This is a genomic window from Cobetia sp. PDI-23MA, assembly GCF_059507735.1.
Window position 1 is genome coordinate 71,886 of sequence record NZ_CM183352.1, and the last position, 19,805, is coordinate 91,690.

Annotated in this window: 20 protein-coding genes; 10 read left to right on the top strand and 10 right to left on the bottom strand. The window is 64.3% G+C overall.

The window, feature by feature from the left end; all coding sequences use genetic code 11:
- Positions 1 to 69: 69 nt before the first annotated feature.
- From glnK to AC5WNJ_RS00335, 3 genes are all read right to left on the bottom strand, one after another.
- Complete coding sequence (gene glnK, locus AC5WNJ_RS00325; protein WP_024951507.1) at positions 70 to 408, bottom strand: P-II family nitrogen regulator; 339 nt, start codon at positions 406 to 408, stop codon at positions 70 to 72.
- A gap of 149 nt (positions 409 to 557) precedes the next feature.
- Positions 558 to 1,805 (bottom strand): ammonium transporter, encoded by a 1,248-nt coding sequence (locus tag AC5WNJ_RS00330; protein ID WP_253063391.1) that lies wholly within the window; start codon positions 1,803 to 1,805, stop codon positions 558 to 560.
- 31 nt (positions 1,806 to 1,836) lie between these two features.
- Entirely contained in the window at positions 1,837 to 2,175 is a 339-nt protein-coding gene (locus AC5WNJ_RS00335) for a P-II family nitrogen regulator (RefSeq protein ID WP_043331582.1), read from the bottom strand.
- Between the two features lie 435 nt (positions 2,176 to 2,610).
- Between AC5WNJ_RS00335 and AC5WNJ_RS00340 the strand changes: the two genes are divergently transcribed.
- On the top strand, positions 2,611 to 2,985 hold the full coding sequence (locus AC5WNJ_RS00340; protein ID WP_176675875.1) for an accessory factor UbiK family protein: 375 nt from the start codon (positions 2,611 to 2,613) through the stop codon (positions 2,983 to 2,985).
- Between the two features lie 95 nt (positions 2,986 to 3,080).
- On the opposite strand, the gene AC5WNJ_RS00345 is transcribed toward AC5WNJ_RS00340, so the two are convergent.
- A complete protein-coding gene (locus AC5WNJ_RS00345) occupies positions 3,081 to 3,359 on the bottom strand; it encodes a CBU_0592 family membrane protein (protein WP_253063389.1) in 279 nt (92 codons plus the stop codon).
- Positions 3,360 to 4,524: 1,165 nt separating this feature from the next.
- On the opposite strand from AC5WNJ_RS00345, the gene AC5WNJ_RS00350 reads away from it, so the two are divergent.
- On the top strand, positions 4,525 to 6,069 hold the full coding sequence (locus AC5WNJ_RS00350; RefSeq protein ID WP_253063387.1) for a YifB family Mg chelatase-like AAA ATPase: 1,545 nt from the start codon (positions 4,525 to 4,527) through the stop codon (positions 6,067 to 6,069).
- 34 nt (positions 6,070 to 6,103) lie between these two features.
- Here the strand turns inward: AC5WNJ_RS00350 and AC5WNJ_RS00355 are convergent, their stop codons facing one another.
- The 4 genes from AC5WNJ_RS00355 to AC5WNJ_RS00370 all read right to left on the bottom strand — a co-directional run bounded on the left by AC5WNJ_RS00355 (position 6,104) and on the right by AC5WNJ_RS00370 (position 9,959).
- Positions 6,104 to 7,162 carry a lipoprotein N-acyltransferase Lnb domain-containing protein gene (locus AC5WNJ_RS00355; protein ID WP_253063385.1) on the bottom strand — a complete coding sequence of 353 codons (1,059 nt, stop codon included), beginning with the start codon at positions 7,160 to 7,162 and terminating at the stop codon, positions 6,104 to 6,106.
- A 24-nt stretch (positions 7,163 to 7,186) separates the two neighbouring features.
- Positions 7,187 to 8,338, bottom strand: a complete 1,152-nt coding sequence (locus tag AC5WNJ_RS00360) for a pyridoxal phosphate-dependent aminotransferase (protein ID WP_253063383.1) — start codon at positions 8,336 to 8,338, stop codon at positions 7,187 to 7,189.
- Between the two features lie 77 nt (positions 8,339 to 8,415).
- The gene (locus AC5WNJ_RS00365; RefSeq protein WP_253063381.1) at positions 8,416 to 8,970 is read right to left on the bottom strand and encodes a hypothetical protein; all 555 of its coding nucleotides are present in this window, start codon (positions 8,968 to 8,970) and stop codon (positions 8,416 to 8,418) included.
- Complete coding sequence (locus AC5WNJ_RS00370) at positions 8,967 to 9,959, bottom strand: alpha/beta hydrolase (RefSeq protein ID WP_373456572.1); 993 nt, start codon at positions 9,957 to 9,959, stop codon at positions 8,967 to 8,969. Before AC5WNJ_RS00370 ends, AC5WNJ_RS00365 begins: the two co-directional genes overlap by 4 nt.
- A gap of 384 nt (positions 9,960 to 10,343) precedes the next feature.
- On the opposite strand from AC5WNJ_RS00370, the gene AC5WNJ_RS00375 reads away from it, so the two are divergent.
- Both AC5WNJ_RS00375 and AC5WNJ_RS00380 read left to right on the top strand, forming a co-directional pair.
- Positions 10,344 to 12,524 carry a malate synthase G gene (locus AC5WNJ_RS00375; protein ID WP_253063379.1) on the top strand — a complete coding sequence of 727 codons (2,181 nt, stop codon included), beginning with the start codon at positions 10,344 to 10,346 and terminating at the stop codon, positions 12,522 to 12,524.
- 197 nt (positions 12,525 to 12,721) lie between these two features.
- A complete protein-coding gene (locus tag AC5WNJ_RS00380; protein WP_043336979.1) occupies positions 12,722 to 13,138 on the top strand; it encodes a PaaI family thioesterase in 417 nt (138 codons plus the stop codon).
- Positions 13,139 to 13,164: 26 nt separating this feature from the next.
- On the opposite strand, the gene AC5WNJ_RS00385 is transcribed toward AC5WNJ_RS00380, so the two are convergent.
- The gene (locus AC5WNJ_RS00385; RefSeq protein ID WP_043336980.1) at positions 13,165 to 13,584 is read right to left on the bottom strand and encodes a DUF423 domain-containing protein; all 420 of its coding nucleotides are present in this window, start codon (positions 13,582 to 13,584) and stop codon (positions 13,165 to 13,167) included.
- A 99-nt stretch (positions 13,585 to 13,683) separates the two neighbouring features.
- Here AC5WNJ_RS00385 and thiS point away from each other — a divergent pair, with 99 nt between their 5' ends.
- From thiS to AC5WNJ_RS00405, 4 genes are all read left to right on the top strand, one after another.
- Complete coding sequence (gene thiS / locus AC5WNJ_RS00390) at positions 13,684 to 13,884, top strand: sulfur carrier protein ThiS (protein ID WP_176675884.1); 201 nt, start codon at positions 13,684 to 13,686, stop codon at positions 13,882 to 13,884.
- A gap of 79 nt (positions 13,885 to 13,963) precedes the next feature.
- Complete coding sequence (locus AC5WNJ_RS00395; RefSeq protein WP_175088997.1) at positions 13,964 to 14,797, top strand: thiazole synthase; 834 nt, start codon at positions 13,964 to 13,966, stop codon at positions 14,795 to 14,797.
- A 60-nt stretch (positions 14,798 to 14,857) separates the two neighbouring features.
- Positions 14,858 to 15,697, top strand: a complete 840-nt coding sequence (trmB, locus tag AC5WNJ_RS00400; RefSeq protein WP_253063377.1) for a tRNA (guanosine(46)-N7)-methyltransferase TrmB — start codon at positions 14,858 to 14,860, stop codon at positions 15,695 to 15,697.
- A gap of 128 nt (positions 15,698 to 15,825) precedes the next feature.
- The gene (locus AC5WNJ_RS00405; protein WP_253063375.1) at positions 15,826 to 16,734 is read left to right on the top strand and encodes a putative RNA methyltransferase; all 909 of its coding nucleotides are present in this window, start codon (positions 15,826 to 15,828) and stop codon (positions 16,732 to 16,734) included.
- A gap of 263 nt (positions 16,735 to 16,997) precedes the next feature.
- Here the strand turns inward: AC5WNJ_RS00405 and AC5WNJ_RS00410 are convergent, their stop codons facing one another.
- Positions 16,998 to 17,927, bottom strand: a complete 930-nt coding sequence (locus tag AC5WNJ_RS00410; protein ID WP_495930316.1) for an AEC family transporter — start codon at positions 17,925 to 17,927, stop codon at positions 16,998 to 17,000.
- 282 nt (positions 17,928 to 18,209) lie between these two features.
- On the opposite strand from AC5WNJ_RS00410, the gene AC5WNJ_RS00415 reads away from it, so the two are divergent.
- Together AC5WNJ_RS00415 and AC5WNJ_RS00420 are read left to right on the top strand one after the other, a co-directional pair.
- Positions 18,210 to 18,803 (top strand): hypothetical protein, encoded by a 594-nt coding sequence (locus AC5WNJ_RS00415; protein WP_253063371.1) that lies wholly within the window; start codon positions 18,210 to 18,212, stop codon positions 18,801 to 18,803.
- A 64-nt stretch (positions 18,804 to 18,867) separates the two neighbouring features.
- Positions 18,868 to 19,584 (top strand): SCO family protein, encoded by a 717-nt coding sequence (locus AC5WNJ_RS00420; RefSeq protein WP_054556420.1) that lies wholly within the window; start codon positions 18,868 to 18,870, stop codon positions 19,582 to 19,584.
- Positions 19,585 to 19,805: the final 221 nt, after the last annotated feature.

The window sequence follows — 19,805 nt, forward strand, 5'->3', positions numbered from 1 at the left end:
TGCGGTTTTTTGTGTGCTCATGTCACCCGTCGGGGCAGCACGACAGTGCCAGGGGCTTGCGCCAGAGGCTCAGACGGCGTCCTTGCCGGTCTCGCCGGTACGGATGCGAATGACCTGCTCCAGCGGTGAAACGAAGATCTTGCCGTCGCCGATCTTGCCGGTATTGGCGACATTGGTGATCGCCTCGATCACGGAATCGATCATGGCGTCATCCACCGCGACTTCCAGCTTCACCTTGGGAAGGAAGTCGACCACGTACTCGGCACCCCGATACAGCTCGGTGTGGCCCTTCTGGCGGCCGAATCCCTTGACCTCGGTCACGGTGATACCCTGCACGCCAATCTCCGACAGGGATTCGCGCACGTCGTCGAGCTTGAATGGCTTGATGATGGCAGTGACCAGTTTCATCGTCTCTCTCCTTGGGTGATGGTGCGGGTAACGAGGCCTGCTCGTCACGCCGGTCTCTGACTCAAGCATACACCGCTTATCCAGTCAGGAAAAAAGACTCCCGCCAGGTGGCGGGAGTCTTGATGCTGCAGGTGCTGTCGCGTCCAGGCTTACTTGCGGCTGGAGGTGAATTCCGGATAGGCCTCCATGCCACATTCGGCCAGATCCACACCTTCGTATTCTTCTTCCTCGCTGACGCGAATCCCCATGATGGCCTTGATGATCAGCCACACCACGAAGCTTGCGATGAACACCCAGGCGAAGATGGAGGCGGCGCCCAGCAGCTGTGCGGAGAAGGTGGCATCGTCATTGGTCAGCGGTACAGCCAGCAGACCCCAGAGACCGACCACACCGTGCACGGAGATGGCGCCGACTGGATCATCGATCTTCAGCTTGTCGAGACCGACGATGGAGAACACGACCAGCAGACCGCCGACGGCGCCGATCAGGGTGGCAGCACCGACGCTCGGTGTCAGCGGACCCGCAGTGATGGCGACCAGGCCAGCCAGCGCGCCGTTGAGGGCCATGGTCAGATCAGCCTTGCGGAACCACAGACGGGCGAGGGTCAGCGCGGCGATGACACCACCACAGGCGGCGGCATTGGTGTTGACGAAGACCTGGGCGACCGCGTTGGCCTCATCGATGTTGGACAGCACCAGCTCGGAGCCGCCGTTGAAGCCCAACCATCCCAGCCACAGGATGAAGGTACCCAGCGTGGCCAGCGGCAGGTTGGCGCCCGGGATGGCATTGATCTCGCCATTCTTGCCGTACTTCCCTTTGCGAGCGCCCAGCAGCAGCACGCCTGCCAGAGCGGCGGATGCGCCGGCCATGTGCACGATGCCGGAGCCGGCGAAGTCACTGAAGCCCGCTGTGCTCAGGAAGCCGCCGCCCCAGGTCCAGTAACCCTGCACCGGATAGATGACGCCGGTCATGACCACGGCGAAGGCCAGGAAGGCCCACAGCTTCATGCGCTCGGCGACCGCACCGGAGACGATGGACATGGCGGTCGCCACGAACACGACCTGGAAGAAGAAGTCGGAACGCGCGCTGTAGTAGATGTCGCCACCGGAAGCGAGCGCCTCCTCAGCGGTATTTTCGGCACCGATCAGGAAGCCCAGGCTCGGCAGGAAGCCGCCTTCGGCGCTCGAGTACATGATGTGGTAACCGACGACCATGTACATGGTGCAGGCGATGGCGAACAGCGCCACGTTCTTGGTCAGGATCTCGGTGGTGTTCTTGGCGCGGACCAGACCGGCCTCGAGCATGGCAAAGCCGGCTGCCATCCATAGCACCAGGGCGCCACACACCAGGAAGTAGAAGGTATCAAGTGCGTACTTGACCTCGATGATCTCGTTCATGCGGGGTTCTCCTTGTTATTGTGCGCGAGGCTCAGACAGCGTCGGCGCCGCGTTCACCGGTGCGGATACGGATGACATCGTCCAGCGGAGTGACGAACAGCTTGCCGTCGCCGATCTTGCCGCTGTTGGCCGCCTGGGTGATGGCGTCCAGTACCGATTCCACACTGCTGTCATCGACAGCCACTTCAATCTTGACCTTGGGAAGGAAGTCGACGACGTACTCGGCACCGCGATACAGCTCGGTGTGCCCCTTCTGACGTCCGAAGCCCTTCACTTCGGTGACGGTAATCCCCTGCACGCCGTTGTCGGCCAGTGCTTCTCGCACGTCGTCCAACTTGAAGGGTTTGATGATGGCGGTGATCAGTTTCATGTGCTGCCCCCGTTCGCTACCGGAATGATCATTCTTGTTAAGCATGGCCAGTCAGATGAGCTGGCGGCCTGTTCCTGACAAGTGCATCGCACGAGATGTGCCATGCGGCTGAAAATCCTTGTAACTCATCTGGTTATCGCAGAATGGCTGACAGTTTTTCGGCCTGTGCAAAGATGGCTGAATCCGAAGGTCACTTGGCATGCACCGTAATGGTGCTGTTTCTGCGCCTTTGGGTGTGGGGGAAAGTGCTAATGTGGTGCAGGGGTGTGCCTGTCGATGAGGATTGTCTGGTGCAGGATGATGCGGGGCATGCACCCGACTCCAGGGTTGCGTATCCTTGCAGCAGGACACGACGGCCCCATGTACAGGGGGCATCATTTTCTGACCGGTAGCCCGTTTGAGGTGGCTGCCGGCCCGCAACGGCTGAGGTGCAGCATGTTCAAGAATGACGTCATCGGGCGTATGGCCCAGCAGATCGGTGAGCGCCTGCAGGATGCCTCGCATGGCCCGGAAGAGCTGCAGAAGTCCGTGCAAGGGGTGATGCGCGGTGCCTTCGACCGCATGGAACTGGTCTCGCGTGAAGACTTCGACATCATGATGGATGTGCTGACGCGTACGCGCAGCCGCGTCGAGTCGCTGGAAAAGCAGGTCATTGCCCTCGAGGCACTGCTGGAGAAGCAGGGGCTGGTAGCGGGCAATGCACCGGCTGCCGAGCCCGCCACGCCAGTGGATGACAAGGGGGAGGCCGCGGTGGCGAAGCGTGAAGCCGCCAGTCATGCCGCGGAAATCGAGCGCCAGCGCGACGCCTGATCCCCTCAGGTGACGGCTGAACCAAAACCGCCACGCCCTTTCGGGGCGTGGCGGTTTTTTTCGTCATGGGCGCCGCTGATTCTCAGGGGGCGGCCTCAGGCAGTCTGGGGCCGAGTGCCCAGCATCCAACGAACCAGACCTACCACTGAGGCGATGATCCAGAAGATCTCGATCACGAAGCTGGCGAGGTTGAAATTGATGCACAGGCTGATCAACAGCAGGATCGCCCCGCTTAGATTCATCAGGTTGTAGATCAGGCTGCGGGCATCGAGTCTGCCGAGCTGCAGCAGGAAGAAGGCGCCGACGACCAGAGTGGTGCCTAGCATGCCGATCACATCCGCCAGGGATGCCAGCGGGGCAAGCATGTCTTGCATGGGTATTGCTCCTGAAACAAGCCGAAGTCGTCCTGAATGGCTGGCCCTTTCCGTGGGTTGGACGATTCTCTGCCGCGCAGCGGCGGCGTTCCGTGAGACAGCTTGGCGGTCCTCCCGGCAAGGCCGGGACAACCGATCAAATATACAGCAGTCGCCGTCCGGCGGCACTCTTGTGGCTCTCTCGAGGACGCTATTGCCCCTGTATGAGCACTTTCTTGGTGCAGCCAGGTCTCGAGTCGGCCTTACACTATGCCCATGTGGCGACTGGTGGCGCTGGAATGCGCCAAAAAAGGCGCTTTTGCGTGGAAACTGCTGCCAAAGCCGCTACTTTTAACTCGCCGTGAGCGTTTGTCGGCAATGCTGGCAGCATAAGCGTCATGCCGGCGAGAGACCCACAGTGTCAGCCCCGGGCGTGTCGCGAGGCGTGAAGCTGAAATGGCAGTCGCAGCCGCAGGGCGCCAGATGCCCTCAATTACCAGGCAGCAATAAGCCGTCACCCAGCGCCAGGTCCTCAGGCGCCAATCCTTGGGTATCAACGACCCGATGCTCGTGCAAATTCCTCGAACGCAGCGCATGCGCTTTCTCTGATTCCTCTCCGCCAGGCGCCTCATGAGCTCCTCTGGCTCAATCTGATCTCTGACATGGCTTTCATCGCTCGACTGAGTCGAGTGTCCAAGCACCCTGCCTGCGCTTATAAAGTTTAATTTCTGTTGGTTGGTGCTTGTGAGTTGAGAGCGGGCTGTGGGTGCCTGGTCTGACGTTGGCTGCTTGATCATCGATGGTGTCGGGTGCCTTGAATGCTGAAGTTTTGAGCGCTCAAAAAATGTCCACATTCGATGATTATGTAATGTTATCCACATCCTGTTTTCGTGTTACGTATCCAGTAATTGCTTGATGATGGGGCGTAATGAAAGTTACGAAATGGCGGCGAATATTATCGCCTGAATACGTACTTCCAGGCGGCGCATGACCGTGTCGTGGTGGTATGCGAAGCATTGCGGCAATCGTCGAGTGACCAAGCGTTGAGGCGCTCGCCTTCTGGAAAGTATGAGGTTTGCCATGCTGGGAGGGTTGGCAGCGGTGTATGCCTTCGTGCTCATGGCAGGCCAGGGCCTGCTCCGATTGCGCCGTGCAACTGAGAGGCGGCATCACGCAGGGAAGACTCATGTCACTGGCAATGTTGCGCACGCGCGCGTCACTTGGTCTCGAAGCCCCGGAAGTTCAGGTGGAGGTACACCTTTCCAACGGCTTGCCGGGGCTGTCCATCGTCGGCTTGCCGGAAGCGGCGGTGAAGGAGAGTCGTGAGCGGGTGCGCAGTGCGCTGCTCAATGCCGGCTTCGAGTTTCCGGCGCGCCGTATCACCCTCAATCTGGCGCCAGCGGACCTCCCCAAGGAAGGTGGACGCTTCGATCTGCCCATTGCGCTGGGGATTCTGGTCGCCTCAGGGCAGATACCGGAAGAAGCCGTGGCTGGGATGGAGTGCCTTGGTGAGCTGGCGCTCGATGGTAGCATCCGCGCCGTGACTGGCGTGCTGCCAGCCGCACTCTGCTGTCGCAAGGCGGGGCGGACGCTGGTGGTGCCGCGCGGCAATGCCGATGAGGCGGCACTCGCCGAGGAGCTGGAGGTACTGGCGGTGGGGCATCTGCTGGAGTTGGTGGCTCACCTGCTGGGGCGCGAGCGCCTCACGCCGCATGTGTGCTCGATCATTCCCCAGGCGCGCCTGCCGGAGCCTGACCTGAGCGAGGTGCGTGGCCAGCATCAGGCACGCAGGGCATTGGAGATCGCCGCGGCCGGCGGCCACAACCTGTTATTCGCTGGTCCGCCGGGCACCGGCAAGACGATGCTGGCCAGTCGCCTGTCCGGCATCTTGCCGCCACTGGGCGAAGGTGAGGCGCTGGAAGTCGCGGCGGTGCGCTCGGTATGTGGTCTGCCGATCATGGAGCGCTGGGGGCAGCGGCCATTCCGCGCCCCGCACCACACGGCCAGTGGGGTCGCGCTGGTGGGCGGTGGCTCCAAGCCGCGCCCGGGCGAGGTGTCGCTGGCGCATCATGGCGTGCTGTTTCTGGATGAGCTGGCGGAGTTCGACCGTGGCGTGCTGGAAGTGATGCGCGAGCCGCTGGAGAGCGGTCGTATCCTGATCTCGCGTGCCAGCCATCAACGCCGCTTCCCGGCGCGCTTCCAGCTGGTCGCGGCGATGAATCCCTGCCCCTGCGGCTACCTCGGTGACAGTCGCCGCAATTGCAGCTGCACCCCGGCGCAGATCCAGCGCTATCAGGCGCGTCTGTCCGGCCCGTTGCTGGACCGCATCGACCTGCAGGTCGAGGTGCCGGGCCTGCCCGCCGAGGAGCTGACGTCCGCCACTCCCGGCGAGGCCTCGGCCGGCGTGCGCGAACGAGTGCTGGCCGCTCGCGCGCGCCAATTGGCACGCGGCGGCCTGAATGCCCATCTGGATTCCCACGCGCTGGAAGCCGCCTGTCAGCTGGAAGACGGCGAGCGCCAGTGGCTGGCCGGCGTACTGTCACGCCTCAATCTCTCGGCGCGAGCCTATCACCGGGTGCTGCGTGTCGCACTGACACTGAGTGATCTGATCGACCAGGACGGTTTGCAGCGGCCGCAGCTGATGGAGGCCATCGGCTATCGCCAGCTGGACCGCATGATGGGCAGGGACCCGGCTCGCCCGGGCGCCGGTGCCCAGCAGCGCAGCGCTTGACGTTGGCGGGTCAGGACCTCAGCCCTGCGCGGGCTCAGTAGGAGGGGCTGTCCGCGCCGGGAATGCCTGCACGAATCAGGCGTGAGAAGTCGCCGTCCGGATGCTCATCGGCGGCGATGGCGGCGGGATTGATCAGGCTGCTGGCCTTGAGTTCCGCGAAGGGCGCAGCGTCACTCAGGGCGCCTTGGTCTGCAACGTATTCCGGCAGATAGCCGGAGAGCAGCAGGCGGTAGTCCAGCGGCAGGCCGTCGGTCAGGCGAGTCATCATCGCGTAGACGAGGGTGGTGCAGTTGCTGGTGGCGGTGTTGTAGAAGCGTGGTTGAGTGCGCAATGTCTCGGCTTCGTCGACGTAGGCCAGCAATAGCTCGCGGATCATCTCGCGCGGCATCTGCACCCGATAGAGGTGTACCTGCTCGCCGCGCACATTGCTGCGCACGCGGATGATATCGCGTTCGTCGGCGGCGATCACCGCCAGTTCGTACTGCTTGAACATGCCGCCGAGGGTCGAGAACTGCTCGGCACGCTCCTTGCGGATCTCCACCGAGAAGGCCAGATAGCGGCCATCGGCAAAGCCGAAGCTGACCAGCGTGTGGGCGATCTGCGGGCCCATCCAGTGACTGGTCAGCAGGTCCACCGAGGTCAGCTCCTCCAGCGGATAGTCGCGGCTTTCCCAGCGTGGCGTGTAATCCTCGGCACTGTGCCACACGAAGTTGCGTACCTGCTCGAGATGCAGCACTTCACCTTGGGTGGCAGCCTCGTCCCGTGCTGGCGTGACTACCTTCCCCTCGACCAGATGCGCCACCTCCGGCGCCCAGTCGCGGTCCGCTCGAGGCGTGATGCTGGCCCACCAGGCAAGGCTCGCGACCAGCAACATCGTGTAGCAGCCCATCAGTCGCCAGCGCAGCGTGCTGGCCTGCGGCCACCACAGGGCAATCACGCATACGAGGCCCAGCACCGCTGCGAGAGCAGCCACGCTGGTGCGCAGCCCTTCCGGCCCCGGCAGGCGGAACCACAGTGCGGGCACCAGCCAGAGGCTCGCACCCATCACGGCGAGGCTACTCAAGGCGCGGGCCGCGAGGCTGACCAGCGTCATCGCGAAGCCCTCACGATAAATCGTTCATGAACGGCGCTCTTCGGCGATGGCCTGCTCGAGACGCGCCAGACGGCCCGGCACCAGACTGTCTTCGAGTGTCGAGATGCGCAGGATATGGCCAAGCGAAGGATGCGGGGAGCGAGTGATCAGCACGCCCTGAGCCATCAATTGCTGCTGCACCTGCGCTGCCAGTTCGGCGCTCTTGAGGCGCACGCAGAGGAAGTTGGTCGCGCTGGGCAGCACTTCCGCGCCCAGCGAGCGCAGATGCTCGGCGAGACGATCGCGACAGTCGATCACGCCGGCGACATGCGCTGCCGCCTCTTCAGGGTGCGCCAGCAGCAGCTCACCTGCGGCCATTGCCGGGGCGCTGACCGCGAAGTGAATTCGCACCTTGGTCAGCATGACGACATCGTCAGGCTCGGCGATCATGAAGCCGAGACGCAGGCCCGCCAGCCCATAGGCCTTGGAGAAGGTGCGCAGGCGGAAGGTGCGTGCCATGGGCGCATGGTCGGCGTGGGCGGCGTCCGGGCGGAAGTCGTGATAGGCCTCGTCCAGCAGCAGGCTGCAGCTCTCCGGCAGGGCGTCGCGCAGGGCGCGCACATCGGCGTCAGAATGCAGGTGGCCGCTGGGGTTATCGGGGTTGGCGAGATAGACGACGCGGGCATCATGCTGCCTTGCCGCGGCGAGCAGTGCCGCGAGGTCCGGTGCCAGTCGCGACGATGAGGCATCATCGGCCGTGGCGAAGCGCTCGCTGTAGGGCACCTCGATGACCTCGGCGCCCAGCCCGCGGGCGAAGTACGCCAGGGTCGGATAGGTGCCGGCGCTGGTGATCACGCGCTCGCCCGCACAGACGGTGGCGCGCATCACCAGTGCCAGCAGGCTGTCGGCACCGGCATCGACCAGCAGATTCTCGTAGGCGACTCCCAGACGCTCAGCCATTTGCTGGCGCAGTTGCCAGGCATCGGCGTCGGCATAGCTGCGGCTCAGGTCGGCCAGGGCAGTACCCAGCGCGCCGCCCAGCGTGTGGTGCGGCATGTCGAGGCCTTCGTTGGAGCCATATTGATACGGCAGCGCGTGTCCCAGTCTGCGTTCCAGCGCCTTGATGCCGGGGAACGGGTTATGCGGCCCATCCTGATAGAGGTGGGCAAGAAAGCGACGGGGACTGGCGGTGGTCATGTTGGCTCCGGAAAAGCAGAAAACGATCAAGGGTGTATCAGAGGTGGCGGGGACCTCGGCGCAGCCGGGCGCAAGACTCAGGGCTCAGGGCTCAAGACCTGGAGATCAGGGCGCGGGGGATTGCGCGCCAGCGACTCGAGGGCCGCCTGGTCGAAGGCACCGCTCAGGGTGAAGGTACGCGTCTCATTGCGCTCGGCACTGGCGCTGCGGACCAGCGTCATCTGCAGCTGGTACGGCTGCAGCGTGCGGTCCGACAGGGTCAGTGCGACGCCACTAGCCTCGAGGGTGGTCTCGAGACGCCACTGACGGCTATCGACGGCGGGGCGGTCAGTGCTCCAGTTGAGCACCTGAGGCCCGTTCTTGAGCGCCAGCAGTGCGCGGGTCAGCGCCTCGTTCAGCGCGCCCGGGTTGGCCTGCAGCGTGGCATCCACCTCGGGCGGCGCGAGCAGCAATACCTGTTGCTCAAGCGGGGGTGTCCAGGGCTGCTCGGCGATCAGGCGCGCCGCGCTCTGGCCGAGACCATAGATGGGGTCGCGTTCGGCACGCGGCACCTGGTCCAGGCTCATGCAGCCCGCCAGCGTGGAGAGTAGCAGGGTCGCGGCCAGCATGGGCAGGCGATGCAGGGCCCTCATGCCGTGCGCCCTTGCTGCGGCAGGTCTGACGGACGTTGCGACAGGGCATCGAGAAAGGCGTCCAGCTCGGCAAACAGCTCCTGGCGAATCGGCTCGGCTTCATTGACCAGATGGTGCTGGGCCTCGGGATGGCGGTAGATGCGCGCATTGGGGAACTTGCTCGCCAGCACGCCGAGATTCCATTGCCAATCGACGGTGGTGTCCTGCTCGCCCTGCAGGATCAGGGTCGGCAGTGAGCAAGGGGGCAGGGCGCGCAGCTGGGGAATCCACTCCCGCATCGCCGTCACCCACTTCACCGCGAGGCGATCGGCCTGCAGCGGATCATTGGTGCTGAGAAACTCGTAGAAGGCCACGTCATTGGTATTCGCGCGGTACTTGCGCGGAATGGAGTCGATGAAGGGGCGCGCCATGCTGTGCAGCCAGCGTGACTGCGACCAGCCCCACGGCCGTACCAGCGGTGCGAGCAGGGCGATACCCTGCCAGCGCGATTCATCGCCACGCATCAGGGCATCGGTGGCCAGCACCGAGCCGCCGGTGCTCTGGCCGATGCCGAACCATGGGTGCGGCGCCAGGCTGTGGTCTTCCAGGTAATCCTGGAAGGCCTGCAGACAGCCGACATAGTCGCCGAAGTCATCGATGGAGGCGGGCTCGCCGGATGACAGGCCATGGCCCGGCAGGTCCCACAAGGCGACCTGCCAGCCGTTGCGCAGCAGGTGCGCCAGCAGATGGCGATAGAGGGCGAGGTGATCGAAGTAGCCGTGGACCACGAAGACGGTGCCGCGCGGCTTGCGCGGTGTCCATAGCTGGGCCCACAGGCGAAAGCCCCCGGCCTCCAGGTGGCCGGCATGCACGGCGATGTCCTCGCTGCGCAGCGCATCGAGACCATAATGGCCCAGGTAGCGCTCCAATGGACTGGACGTCTGGCCCGGCAGCATGTCAGGCAGGCGGATAAAGGGGCCGTGGTCGAGCAGTTCACTGAAATCGGGCATGGTCATCTCCATAATGCTGCCATGCTAGCGGCTGGCGCGGCTGCGAGCTACACAAAGAACAGTGTTTCTTCACTGTTTCCCCGCCTGTCGCCGAGCAACAACAGCGACACGGAATCAACGCTGGGCGGGTAATCGGGCTCCATGAGCTTGTTCATTGGTCCTAGCCATCCTTCCGCCGGCCTCGCCATCGGGTATGGTGTTGGAATCCGTCCCCGTTTGGCAGGTGGCGCCTGCCTCCTGTCCGGCAGTCGATGGCGTCAATCCAAACGTCATCGGCCGCGCCAGCTCAGCAGCGCGCGACGAGAGTCTTCATCAACATGACTGCCTGCAGTCTTGTCAGCCGTTGAGGGTTTCCAGCGATTCGTTTTCAGGGAGAGCAGACGCATGACCGACCGTATTCAACTTCAACGCCTGGCCATCGATGCCAGCCTGCACCGCTTCATCGAGCAGGAAGCGCTGCCGGGCACAGGCATCGCGCCGGAGGCCTTCTGGGCCGGTGTCGATTCACTGCTGCATGAGCTTGCGCCGCGCAACCGCGAACTGCTGGCGACCCGCGAGCAGCTGCAGAGCGAGATCGACGTCTGGCACCGCGAGCATCCGGGCAAGGTAGACCTCGAGGCCTACAAGGCGTTTCTGCACAGGATCGGCTATCTGCTGCCGGAGCCGAACACGGTCGAAGCCAGCACTGCCTTCGTGGATAGCGAGATCTGCCAGCAGGCCGGCCCGCAGCTGGTGGTGCCGGTGATGAATGCCCGCTACGCCCTGAATGCCGCCAATGCGCGCTGGGGCTCCCTCTATGATGCGCTCTACGGCACCGACGCGATCAGCGAGGAAGATGGCGCCGAGCGTGGCAAGGACTACAACCCGGCGCGCGGGGCCAAGGTCGTCGCCTATGCGCGCCAGGTGCTGGATACCATCGCGCCGCTGGCCGGCGGCAGTCACCACGACAGCGAAGGCTACACGATTCGTGATGGTCATCTGCTGGTGCGTGCCGGAGGGCGTGACCTCAGCCTCAAGTCGCCGGAACGCTTCCTCGGCTATCGCGGCGATGAAAGCGCGCCGAGCGCGATCATCTTCGCCCACAACGGCCTGCACGCCGAGCTTGTGATCGATGCCGAGCACCCCATCGGCAAGACCGACCCCGCCAACGTCAGTGACCTGATCATGGAGGCCGCGCTCTCCACCATCATGGACTGCGAGGACTCGGTAGCCGCCGTCGATGCCGAAGACAAGGTGACGGTCTATCGCAACTGGCTGGGCCTGATGAAGGGCGACCTGACCGAGACCCTGGAGAAGAATGGCCGCAGCATGACGCGCAAGCTGAATGCGGACCGCGAATACACCGGCGCCGATGGCACCACGCGCGTGCTGCATGGTCGCTCGCTGATGCTGATTCGCAACGTCGGCCATCTGATGACCAACCCGGCCATCCTGCTCGAGGACGGCAGCGAAGCGCCAGAAGGCATCATGGATGCCATCTTCACCAGCCTGATCGCGCTGCACGACCTCAAGGGCGACAAGCAGGACCGCGGCGGCATCTGCAACTCGCGTACCGGCTCCGTCTACATCGTCAAGCCCAAGATGCACGGCCCCGAGGAAGTCGCCTTCGCCGATGAGCTGTTCGCGCGGGTCGAGCAGCTGCTGGGGCTGCCGGACTCCACGCTCAAGATGGGCATCATGGATGAGGAGCGTCGCACCACCGTCAACCTCAAGGCCTGCATTGCCGCGGCCAGCTCCCGCGTGGCCTTCATCAACACCGGCTTCCTGGACCGCACCGGCGACGAGATGCATACCTCGATGGAAGCCGGCCCGATGCTGCGCAAGGGTGACATGAAGGGCGCCGCCTGGATTCAGGCCTATGAGAAATGGAACGTGGATATCGGTCTCGAGTGCGGCCTGCGCGGCCGTGCCCAGATCGGCAAGGGCATGTGGGCCATGCCCGACCTGATGGCCGCGATGCTCGAGCAGAAGATCGGCCATCCGCGTGCCGGCGCCAACACCGCCTGGGTACCGTCGCCGACCGCCGCCGTGCTGCATGCGCTGCACTATCACCAGGTCTCGGTGAAGGACGTGCAGCATGATCTGCTCAGCCGTCCGCGGGCCAGCCTCGATGATCTGCTGACCATCCCGCTGGCGCTCGATCCCCAGTGGAGTGCCGAGGAGATCCAGGCCGAGCTGGACAACAATGCCCAGGGGATTCTCGGCTATGTGGTGCGCTGGATCGATCACGGCACCGGCTGCTCCAAGGTGCCGGACATCCACGATGTCGGCCTGATGGAAGACCGCGCCACGCTGCGCATCTCCAGCCAGCACATCGCCAACTGGCTGCATCACGGCATCGTCGACAGTGCCCAGGTGCAGGACACGCTGGAGCGCATGGCCGGCGTGGTGGACCGTCAGAATGCCGCGGACCCCAGCTATCAGGCGATGACGGATGACCTCGAGGGCTCCATCGCCTTCCAGGCCGCCTGCGAGCTGGTCTTCCAGGGGCGCGTGCAGCCGAGTGGCTACACCGAGCCGGTCCTGCACCGCCGTCGTCTCGAGAAAAAGCAGCAGGCGCGCTGATCGCAGGGCGGCTGGCTTGAGGAAACACTGAACACGACAACGGCGACCCTGGGTCGCCGTTGTCGTCTGTCGCCGAGCAGGAGTTGCTCGGCGACTATTTTGCCAGGCGCATGTTTCCCGAGACCGCATTTGCCGCTAGCCTTGCCCCAGAAACCGCGTAACCGCGCGATCGGACCCAGTGTGTCGAGGAGAATGTCATGCCCGTGATGAGCGCCGCCGCCATCGAGGATTTCCTCGATGAAGTCTTCCCCCAGCGTCTGGGGACCATCGAGGCCGTCGGCGATCGCTGGGCGACCATGGGGTTGGCCATCGAGGACGAGCACCTGCGTCCCGGCAGCTGCGTGTCCGGGCCGACGATGATGGCGCTGGCGGATGTCTGCCTGTATGTCGCGATTCTCGGCGAGATCGGCCCGGAGCCGATGGCCGTCACCAGTGACCTCAGTATCCACTTCCTGCGCCGTGCGCGCGGCGACCGCGACCTGATGGCCACCGCGCGCATCCGCAAGCTGGGCCGGCGACTGGCTGTCGGCGAGATCGAGCTTTTCAGCCACGGTGACACCGACCCGGTCGCCATCGTGACCGCGACCTATACCTTGCCGGACAGCGATGACTGACCTCGGCAGCGTCACGGGGAAGCGCGCTACAGCTTGTTGATGTCCTTCTCCTCGCTGCCGCGCTGACGCCAGCCGGTGACGGCCAGGCTCAGCCAGCCGGCGATCAGCAGCAGGCCGCCGATGGGCGTGATGATGCCCAGCTGGGTGCGCGCCGTGGTCGCCAGGGCATACAGCGACCCCGAGAACATCAGGATGCCGGCGGCCCACAGCCCCAGCGTCAGCATCTGGCCGCGCAGCGGCTGCACCGAGCGCCAGGCGAGTACCCCGACCGCCGCCAGCACGTGCCACATCTGATAGCGGACGCCGGTCTCGAACACGCGCAGCATGTCCGCGCTCAGGGTGCCGCGCAGGCCATGGCTGGCGAAGGCACCCAGTGCGACGGTGGACATGCCGGCCAGTCCCATGGCCAGCCACCAGTGGCGGGAGTGGGAGTCGTTGTGACGCATAGACATTAATTCCTTGAGGGCAGATGGCGCGGCACGATGTGCCTACGCCTGTCCACGTAAAGCCGCTACAATAGCGGCCTCTTTTCGCGGGAGGACAGCATGCAGATACAGCTCAACGGTGAAGACCACGTGGTGGCGGACGACACGACGATTGCCGCCCTGGTCGAGAGTCTCGGTCTCCAGGGCCGCCGGCTGGCAGTGGAACGCAATGAAGACATCGTGCCACGTAGCGCGCACGCCGACACCCGTCTGCATGCCGGTGACCGCATCGAGATCGTCCATGCCATCGGTGGTGGCTGATCCGTCCTGTTTCCAGGATTGACACTTTTCACTACTCGCTCGCGCTCAGCGCGTTCACGTCCAGCTCGATGAGGTCATCATGACAGACAGTTCTGCCCCGACATTGAACACCCCCGTCACCCAGGTCGCCGGCGACAGCCCGTTGATCGTCGCCGGTCGTGAGTTCTCTTCACGCCTGCTGGTCGGTACCGGCAAGTACAAGGACATGGAGGAGACACGCTCCGCCATCGAGACCTCCGGCGCGGAAGTGGTCACCTTTGCGGTCCGCCGTACCAACCTGGGCCAGAACGCTGACGAGCCGAACCTGCTCGACGTGCTGTCACCGGATCGCTATACCTTCCTGCCCAACACCGCCGGCTGCTACAACGCGCGTGACGCGGTGCGTACCTGCAAGCTGGCCCGTGAACTGCTGGATGGCCACAACTTGGTCAAGCTGGAAGTGCTGGGCGATCAGGACACCCTGTATCCCAATATCGTCGAGACGCTCAAGGCCGCTGAAGCGCTGGTCGCCGATGGCTTCGACGTGATGGTGTATACCTCCGACGACCCCATCGTCGCGCGCCAGCTCGAGGAAATCGGCTGCTGCGCCATCATGCCGCTGGGCTCGCTGATCGGCTCCGGCCTCGGCATTCTCAACCCGCACACCCTATCGCTGATCATCGAGCGCGCCAATGTGCCGGTGCTGGTCGATGCCGGTCTGGGTACGGCGTCAGAAGCCGCCTTCGCCATGGAGCTGGGCTGTGATGGCGTGCTGATGAACAGTGCCATCGCCCACGCGCGCCAGCCGCTGTTGATGGCAGATGCCATGCGTCAGGCCGTGATTTCCGGCCGTGGTGCCTTCCTGGCCGGCCGCATGCCGACTCGCCTGACGGCACGTGCTTCTTCACCGGGCGCTGGCCTGATCACCGGCTGAGCCCTGAAACATTCGAATCCGATGCTCGCGCATCGTTCATGCAAAGACCAAGACGACCCCATGACTGACGAGACTTCCAAGCCGCAGGACGACACGTCCACTTCTGCTCCCGCTGACGATGCGCAGCAAGAAAGTGTGCAGAACGAGAGCGCGCAGCCCGAGGGCGTGCAGACCGAAAGCGCGCCAGCGTCCCCTTCCGTTGCTGATGAAGCCGTCGCCCGCAAGCGTGGCATCAAGAGCTACGTGATTCGTGGTGGCCGCATGACCCAGGCCCAGACCCGCGGGCTCGAAGAGGTCTTCCCGCGCCTTGGCCTGCGTCACGAGCAGGGCGAACTGGATCTCGAAGCGCTGTTCGGGCGTCGGGCGCCGCTGGTGATCGAAGTCGGCTTCGGCATGGGCAAGTCACTGTGTGAACAGGCACAGGCCAACCCTGACACCGACTTCATCGGCATCGAAGTGCACGCGCCGGGCGTCGGCAAGCTGCTGGATGATGTCGACAAGCTGGGCCTGACCAACCTGCGTGTCTATCGTCACGACGCGCTGGAAGTGCTGGCGGATTGCGTGCCGGCCGGTTGCGCCGACACCTTCCAGCTGTTCTTCCCGGACCCGTGGCCGAAGAAGAAGCATCACAAGCGTCGTATCGTTCAGCCGGCCTTCGTCGAGCTGGTGCGTCGTGTGCTCAAGCCGGGCGGCCACTTCCACATGGCCACCGACTGGGCCAACTACGCCGAAGCGATGGCGGAAGAGATGGCCGAAGCGCCGGGCTTTGCCAACACCGCTCCGGCGGAAACCGCACCCTACGTGCCGCGTCCGGACTTCCGTCCGCTGACCAAGTTCGAACAGCGCGGCGAGCGTCTCGGCCACGGCGTGTGGGACCTGATCTTCGTCAAGCAGGACTGATCAGCGCCTCGTGCGCAGTGGCGGCGTCTTCATGACGCTGCATCGCGGCCGCCTTCGGGTGGCCGCTTGCGTGTGAGGCCCGCCGCTTTTTCCCTTCTCTTCCCACTTCGTCCCGAGAGTTGCTGACCATGACGACGCCTACCGCTGACTCGGCTGATCGCCCGACCATGACCCCGCTGACGGCCCTCACCTGTCCGCTGGATGCCCAGCCGCTGGCACGTGATGGCCAGAGCTGGTGCTGTGCCGACGGGCATCGCTTCGATATCGCACGCCAGGGGCACGTCAATCTGCTGCCGGTGCAGCGCAAACGCAGCCTGGACCCCGGCGACAGCAAGGCGATGGTCAGTGCCCGCCAGCGCCTGTTCGCCCTCGGCGGCTATCAGCCGCTGGCGGCGGCCCTGGCCAGCCGTGTGCTGGCATTGGCAGCGTCTCAGGCGCCGCTGGCCGTGCTGGATGCCGGCTGCGGCGAAGGCTTCTATCTGCGTCAGCTGGCGTGCGCTGCCGGTGAGCGGGATTTCTCGCTGACGGCGGCGGGGTTGGATATCTCCAAACATGCGGTGCTGGCCGCGGCGAAGCAGTCACGTGATGCCGCCTGGCTGGTGGGCACCAACGCCGCCCTGCCGCTGGAGGATGCGTGTGTGGATGTCGTCATCTGCGCCTTCGGCTTCCCTGTCTGGCAGGAATTCGCGCGTGTCCTCAAGCCCGGTGGCCACGTCGTGCTGCTGGAGGCGGGGGCCGAGCACCTGCTGGCGTTGCGCAGGATTCTCTACCGCGAGCTGAAGCCCGCGCGTGGCGAGGCCGGACTGAGCGCTGCCGAGTCCGCGGGCTTCGCCATCAGCGGCGAGGTCGAGCATCTGCATGCGGGGCTGTCATTGACCAGCAATGAGCAGATTCGGGACCTGCTGACCATGACCCCGCATCTGTATCGCGCCGAGCGTGATGGCCTGGCACGTGCGGAAGCCATGACGGCGTTGGAGGTCGAATTGCATGCGGAGCTGAGGGTGTTCTCGCTCGAGGATGTACAAGATAAAACTTAAATAGAAATTCTTCGCATTTGCCTTGCAAAAGCAAATGAGAATGATTATCTTGTATGTGCGGTGTCCGGGCAGACATCGCAGGGCGCAAGCCCAGCCGTAGCGGCGGAGTCAGGCCCCCGCTACGGTGTTTCTCCTCATCAAGCTAGTCACGGTCTTGGGCATCCTCATCTGGGGATGCCCTTTTTGTTGTGCGCTGCGCACACGGTGGGGACTCAAGGCGCTTTTCGAATGTGCGGTCGTCAGCTCGACAGCTCGACAGGAGCTCAGGTCGCCAGCCACAGGGGCAGGGTCAGCATCGCCAGCAGCGTCTGGGCGGTGATCAAGGCCGCCATCAGCTCGGCATTGCCGCCCAGCTGGCGGGCCAGAATATAGGCGGAGGTCGCGGTGGGCAGCGCCGCGAACAGAATCGCCACATCACGCGCCACTCCTTCAAGGCCGAACCACCGGCAGAGCACGACCACCAGTGCCGGCATCGCCAGCAGCTTCAGCAGGCTTGCCAGCCACGCTACGCTGCCACTGCTCACCAGCACACGCGGGCGCAGCGCCACGCCTACCGCGACCAGGCCGAGCGGCAAGGCGGCGCGCCCCAGCAGGCTGATGGCGTCGCCACTCCAGCCCGGCAAGCCGATGCCGCTCAGGTTGAGAGCCGTGCCGGCCAGACACGCCAGCACCAGCGGATTGCGGGTCAGCGCCTTGAGCGAGCGCAGCAGACCGCCTTCGCCCAGGGTGCCTGCGCCGATGAAGGCCATCACGCACAGCAGGTTGGCGGCCGGTACCATCAGCGCCAGCGCCACGGCCGCGACGGTCGCCCCGGCGCTGCCATGCAGCGCTGCTGCCCCGGCCACACCGACGTAGCTGTTGAAGCGGATGCTGCCCTGGAAGAGCGAGGTAAAGGAGGCGGCGTCGCCCATATGGCGGCTCAGCCAGTCCGGCGCGTGACGCCAGCTCAGCCATAGCGCGGCGGCGAACAGCAGCATCGCGCCCAGCATCACGCTGGCCAGAGCCACGACCGGCACGCTGGCCATGTCGGCAAGTGCCAACGTGGACACCAGCATGGCGGGGAACAGCACGTAATAGATCAGGCGTTCCAGTTCACTCCAGAAGCCTTCGCCGGGGAAGCGCTTCCACCTGAGTAGTGCCCCCGAGAGGATCAACAGGAAGAGGGGGCCGAGCGCCTGCTGTACACTTGCCATGCTGACTCCTTGTCGGGGCTGAGTGCGAATACCTTGAGTGCGAATGCCTTGAGAGCGATGTGGCGAGCGCGTGACATGATGTCTCGCCTGCTGCCGCGGTGAGGCGGGCTGGTAAGCTTGTCATGACTCGCTCAGCGCTGCACTTGGACTCAGGTCTTGTTCGCCGGTCACGCGCTGGCGTCATGTCGTGGCTGAGCGCAGACCATTCCCGTCACGTCACTTTCTTTCCCATTCGGGGCGCCTTGCCTGTCGATGCGCTGCCGGACCGTTGCCGGAACTGCCATGTATCGCGTAGAAGAAGACAATGCCCGCCCGCGGCTGCTCAATCTGCTGATCATCGTCACGCTGATCACCATCGTGGTCTCGCTGTATTACCTGATCGACTATTACCTGGTACGCGATGGCAGCAACGGCAAGGTGACCTGGTTTGCGCCCAATCAGTCCTGCGAGCTCAATCATGCCCCCTGTACTGCCGAACTGGGCCGCTTCGGGCGTATTACCCTGGCGCTGGACGGTGATATCAGTCCGCTGACACCGCTGGGCATTCGCGTGATGACGGAGGGCGTCTCACCGGAGGGGGTCGAGGTGGATTTCATCGGCCGCCATATGGACATGGGCGTGAAGCGCAGCGTGCTGAGCACCACCGATGCCCAGAGCCTCGAGCGCCAGCATTGGCAGGGGGAAGGGCAGCTGGGGTTCTGCAGCAGCGCGACCATGGCGTGGCGTGCGCAGGTGATCGTGACCACCGAGCGTGGCCGACTGGGCAGCTGGTTCGATTTCGATAGCCATCCCCGGGCCACCACGGCGGAGCAGCTAGAAAGCTCGGTCGATCAATTGTTTCGCCGTGATACCCGCCCGATGCATCAGGGCAGCTAGCCGTTGGCGTTGAGCCCGGCCGGCAGGGACGTCGTTTCAGGCATGAAGGCACCGGGAGGCAGGGATGGGCGCAGAGCGAAAGTCACAGGACGGGCAGGCAGGCACTCGCCGACAAGAGAGCCATCAGCTCGACAAGGGCGTCGCCAGACGTTGGTGGTTGCTGGGTGCCGTCGGCCTGGCGGCCGTGATCGGGGCCGGTGTCGCCTGGCAGCAGGCGCAGCAGGATCTGGCGCCGGTTGCGGGGATGCAGGCCTGGGCCAGTCTAGGCGGTCCCATCCAGCTCGAATCGCAGCAGGGTGATTTCACACTCGCGGAGGTCACGATGGGCGAGGCCGCAGATGCGCAGGCCACGCCGGTCGTCGCGCTCTACTTCGGCTATACCCAGTGCCCGGATGTCTGCCCGATGACGCTGGCGGCGCTGCGTCAGGTGATGTCTGAACTGCCACCCCAGGCGGCGGCGCGCGTGGTGCCGGTGATGGTGTCGCTGGACCCCGAGCGCGACACGCCTGCCCGGCTGGCCGAGTACACCGGGCACTTCGGGCCACGCTTTCAGGGCATCACCGGCAGTCAGGCGGCACTCGCCGATGTGGCGCGGCGTTATGGCGTCAGCTATCGACGTGTCGAGGCACAGGACTCCGCGCTGGGTTACACCATCGATCATGGTGCCGCGCTCTATCTCGTCTCTGCCCAGGGGCGCATCTACGATCGTATTCCGTTCACGCCGGGGCCGGCCGGTGTTCGCGCTGGCGTGACGCGCGTCCTGAGCGCGACCGCTGATTGAGCCCTGCGTGGCACCCGCTGAATGCGCCGCGTCTTGAGGCCGTTCTCAGAGGTGAAATACACATTGTCCACAAGTTGGCAAGCGCTCGAGGAAAATTTTGTGGATAATCATGACGGCTCGAACATGCAACGCAGTGTCGTCAAGTGCTGATTTATAAAGGCTATTAAAAACAAACTGTTACGTGATATCGACTAAAAATATCAAGTCAGTGGTTGCTTTGC

What these genes read in the sequence shown, in the direction of transcription:
- glnK (WP_024951507.1), bottom strand. Translation starts at nt 408, where the DNA reads ATGAAACTGGTCACTGCCATCATCAAGCCATTCAAGCTCGACGACGTG.
- AC5WNJ_RS00330 (WP_253063391.1), bottom strand. Translation starts at nt 1,805, where the DNA reads ATGAACGAGATCATCGAGGTCAAGTACGCACTTGATACCTTCTACTTC.
- AC5WNJ_RS00335 (WP_043331582.1), bottom strand. Translation starts at nt 2,175, where the DNA reads ATGAAACTGATCACCGCCATCATCAAACCCTTCAAGTTGGACGACGTG.
- AC5WNJ_RS00340 (WP_176675875.1), top strand. Translation starts at nt 2,611, where the DNA reads ATGTTCAAGAATGACGTCATCGGGCGTATGGCCCAGCAGATCGGTGAG.
- AC5WNJ_RS00345 (WP_253063389.1), bottom strand. Translation starts at nt 3,359, where the DNA reads ATGCAAGACATGCTTGCCCCGCTGGCATCCCTGGCGGATGTGATCGGC.
- AC5WNJ_RS00350 (WP_253063387.1), top strand. Translation starts at nt 4,525, where the DNA reads ATGTCACTGGCAATGTTGCGCACGCGCGCGTCACTTGGTCTCGAAGCC.
- AC5WNJ_RS00355 (WP_253063385.1), bottom strand. Translation starts at nt 7,162, where the DNA reads ATGACGCTGGTCAGCCTCGCGGCCCGCGCCTTGAGTAGCCTCGCCGTG.
- AC5WNJ_RS00360 (WP_253063383.1), bottom strand. Translation starts at nt 8,338, where the DNA reads ATGACCACCGCCAGTCCCCGTCGCTTTCTTGCCCACCTCTATCAGGAT.
- AC5WNJ_RS00365 (WP_253063381.1), bottom strand. Translation starts at nt 8,970, where the DNA reads ATGAGGGCCCTGCATCGCCTGCCCATGCTGGCCGCGACCCTGCTACTC.
- AC5WNJ_RS00370 (WP_373456572.1), bottom strand. Translation starts at nt 9,959, where the DNA reads ATGCCCGATTTCAGTGAACTGCTCGACCACGGCCCCTTTATCCGCCTG.
- AC5WNJ_RS00375 (WP_253063379.1), top strand. Translation starts at nt 10,344, where the DNA reads ATGACCGACCGTATTCAACTTCAACGCCTGGCCATCGATGCCAGCCTG.
- AC5WNJ_RS00380 (WP_043336979.1), top strand. Translation starts at nt 12,722, where the DNA reads ATGCCCGTGATGAGCGCCGCCGCCATCGAGGATTTCCTCGATGAAGTC.
- AC5WNJ_RS00385 (WP_043336980.1), bottom strand. Translation starts at nt 13,584, where the DNA reads ATGCGTCACAACGACTCCCACTCCCGCCACTGGTGGCTGGCCATGGGA.
- thiS (WP_176675884.1), top strand. Translation starts at nt 13,684, where the DNA reads ATGCAGATACAGCTCAACGGTGAAGACCACGTGGTGGCGGACGACACG.
- AC5WNJ_RS00395 (WP_175088997.1), top strand. Translation starts at nt 13,964, where the DNA reads ATGACAGACAGTTCTGCCCCGACATTGAACACCCCCGTCACCCAGGTC.
- trmB (WP_253063377.1), top strand. Translation starts at nt 14,858, where the DNA reads ATGACTGACGAGACTTCCAAGCCGCAGGACGACACGTCCACTTCTGCT.
- AC5WNJ_RS00405 (WP_253063375.1), top strand. Translation starts at nt 15,826, where the DNA reads ATGACGACGCCTACCGCTGACTCGGCTGATCGCCCGACCATGACCCCG.
- AC5WNJ_RS00410 (WP_495930316.1), bottom strand. Translation starts at nt 17,927, where the DNA reads ATGGCAAGTGTACAGCAGGCGCTCGGCCCCCTCTTCCTGTTGATCCTC.
- AC5WNJ_RS00415 (WP_253063371.1), top strand. Translation starts at nt 18,210, where the DNA reads ATGTATCGCGTAGAAGAAGACAATGCCCGCCCGCGGCTGCTCAATCTG.
- AC5WNJ_RS00420 (WP_054556420.1), top strand. Translation starts at nt 18,868, where the DNA reads ATGGGCGCAGAGCGAAAGTCACAGGACGGGCAGGCAGGCACTCGCCGA.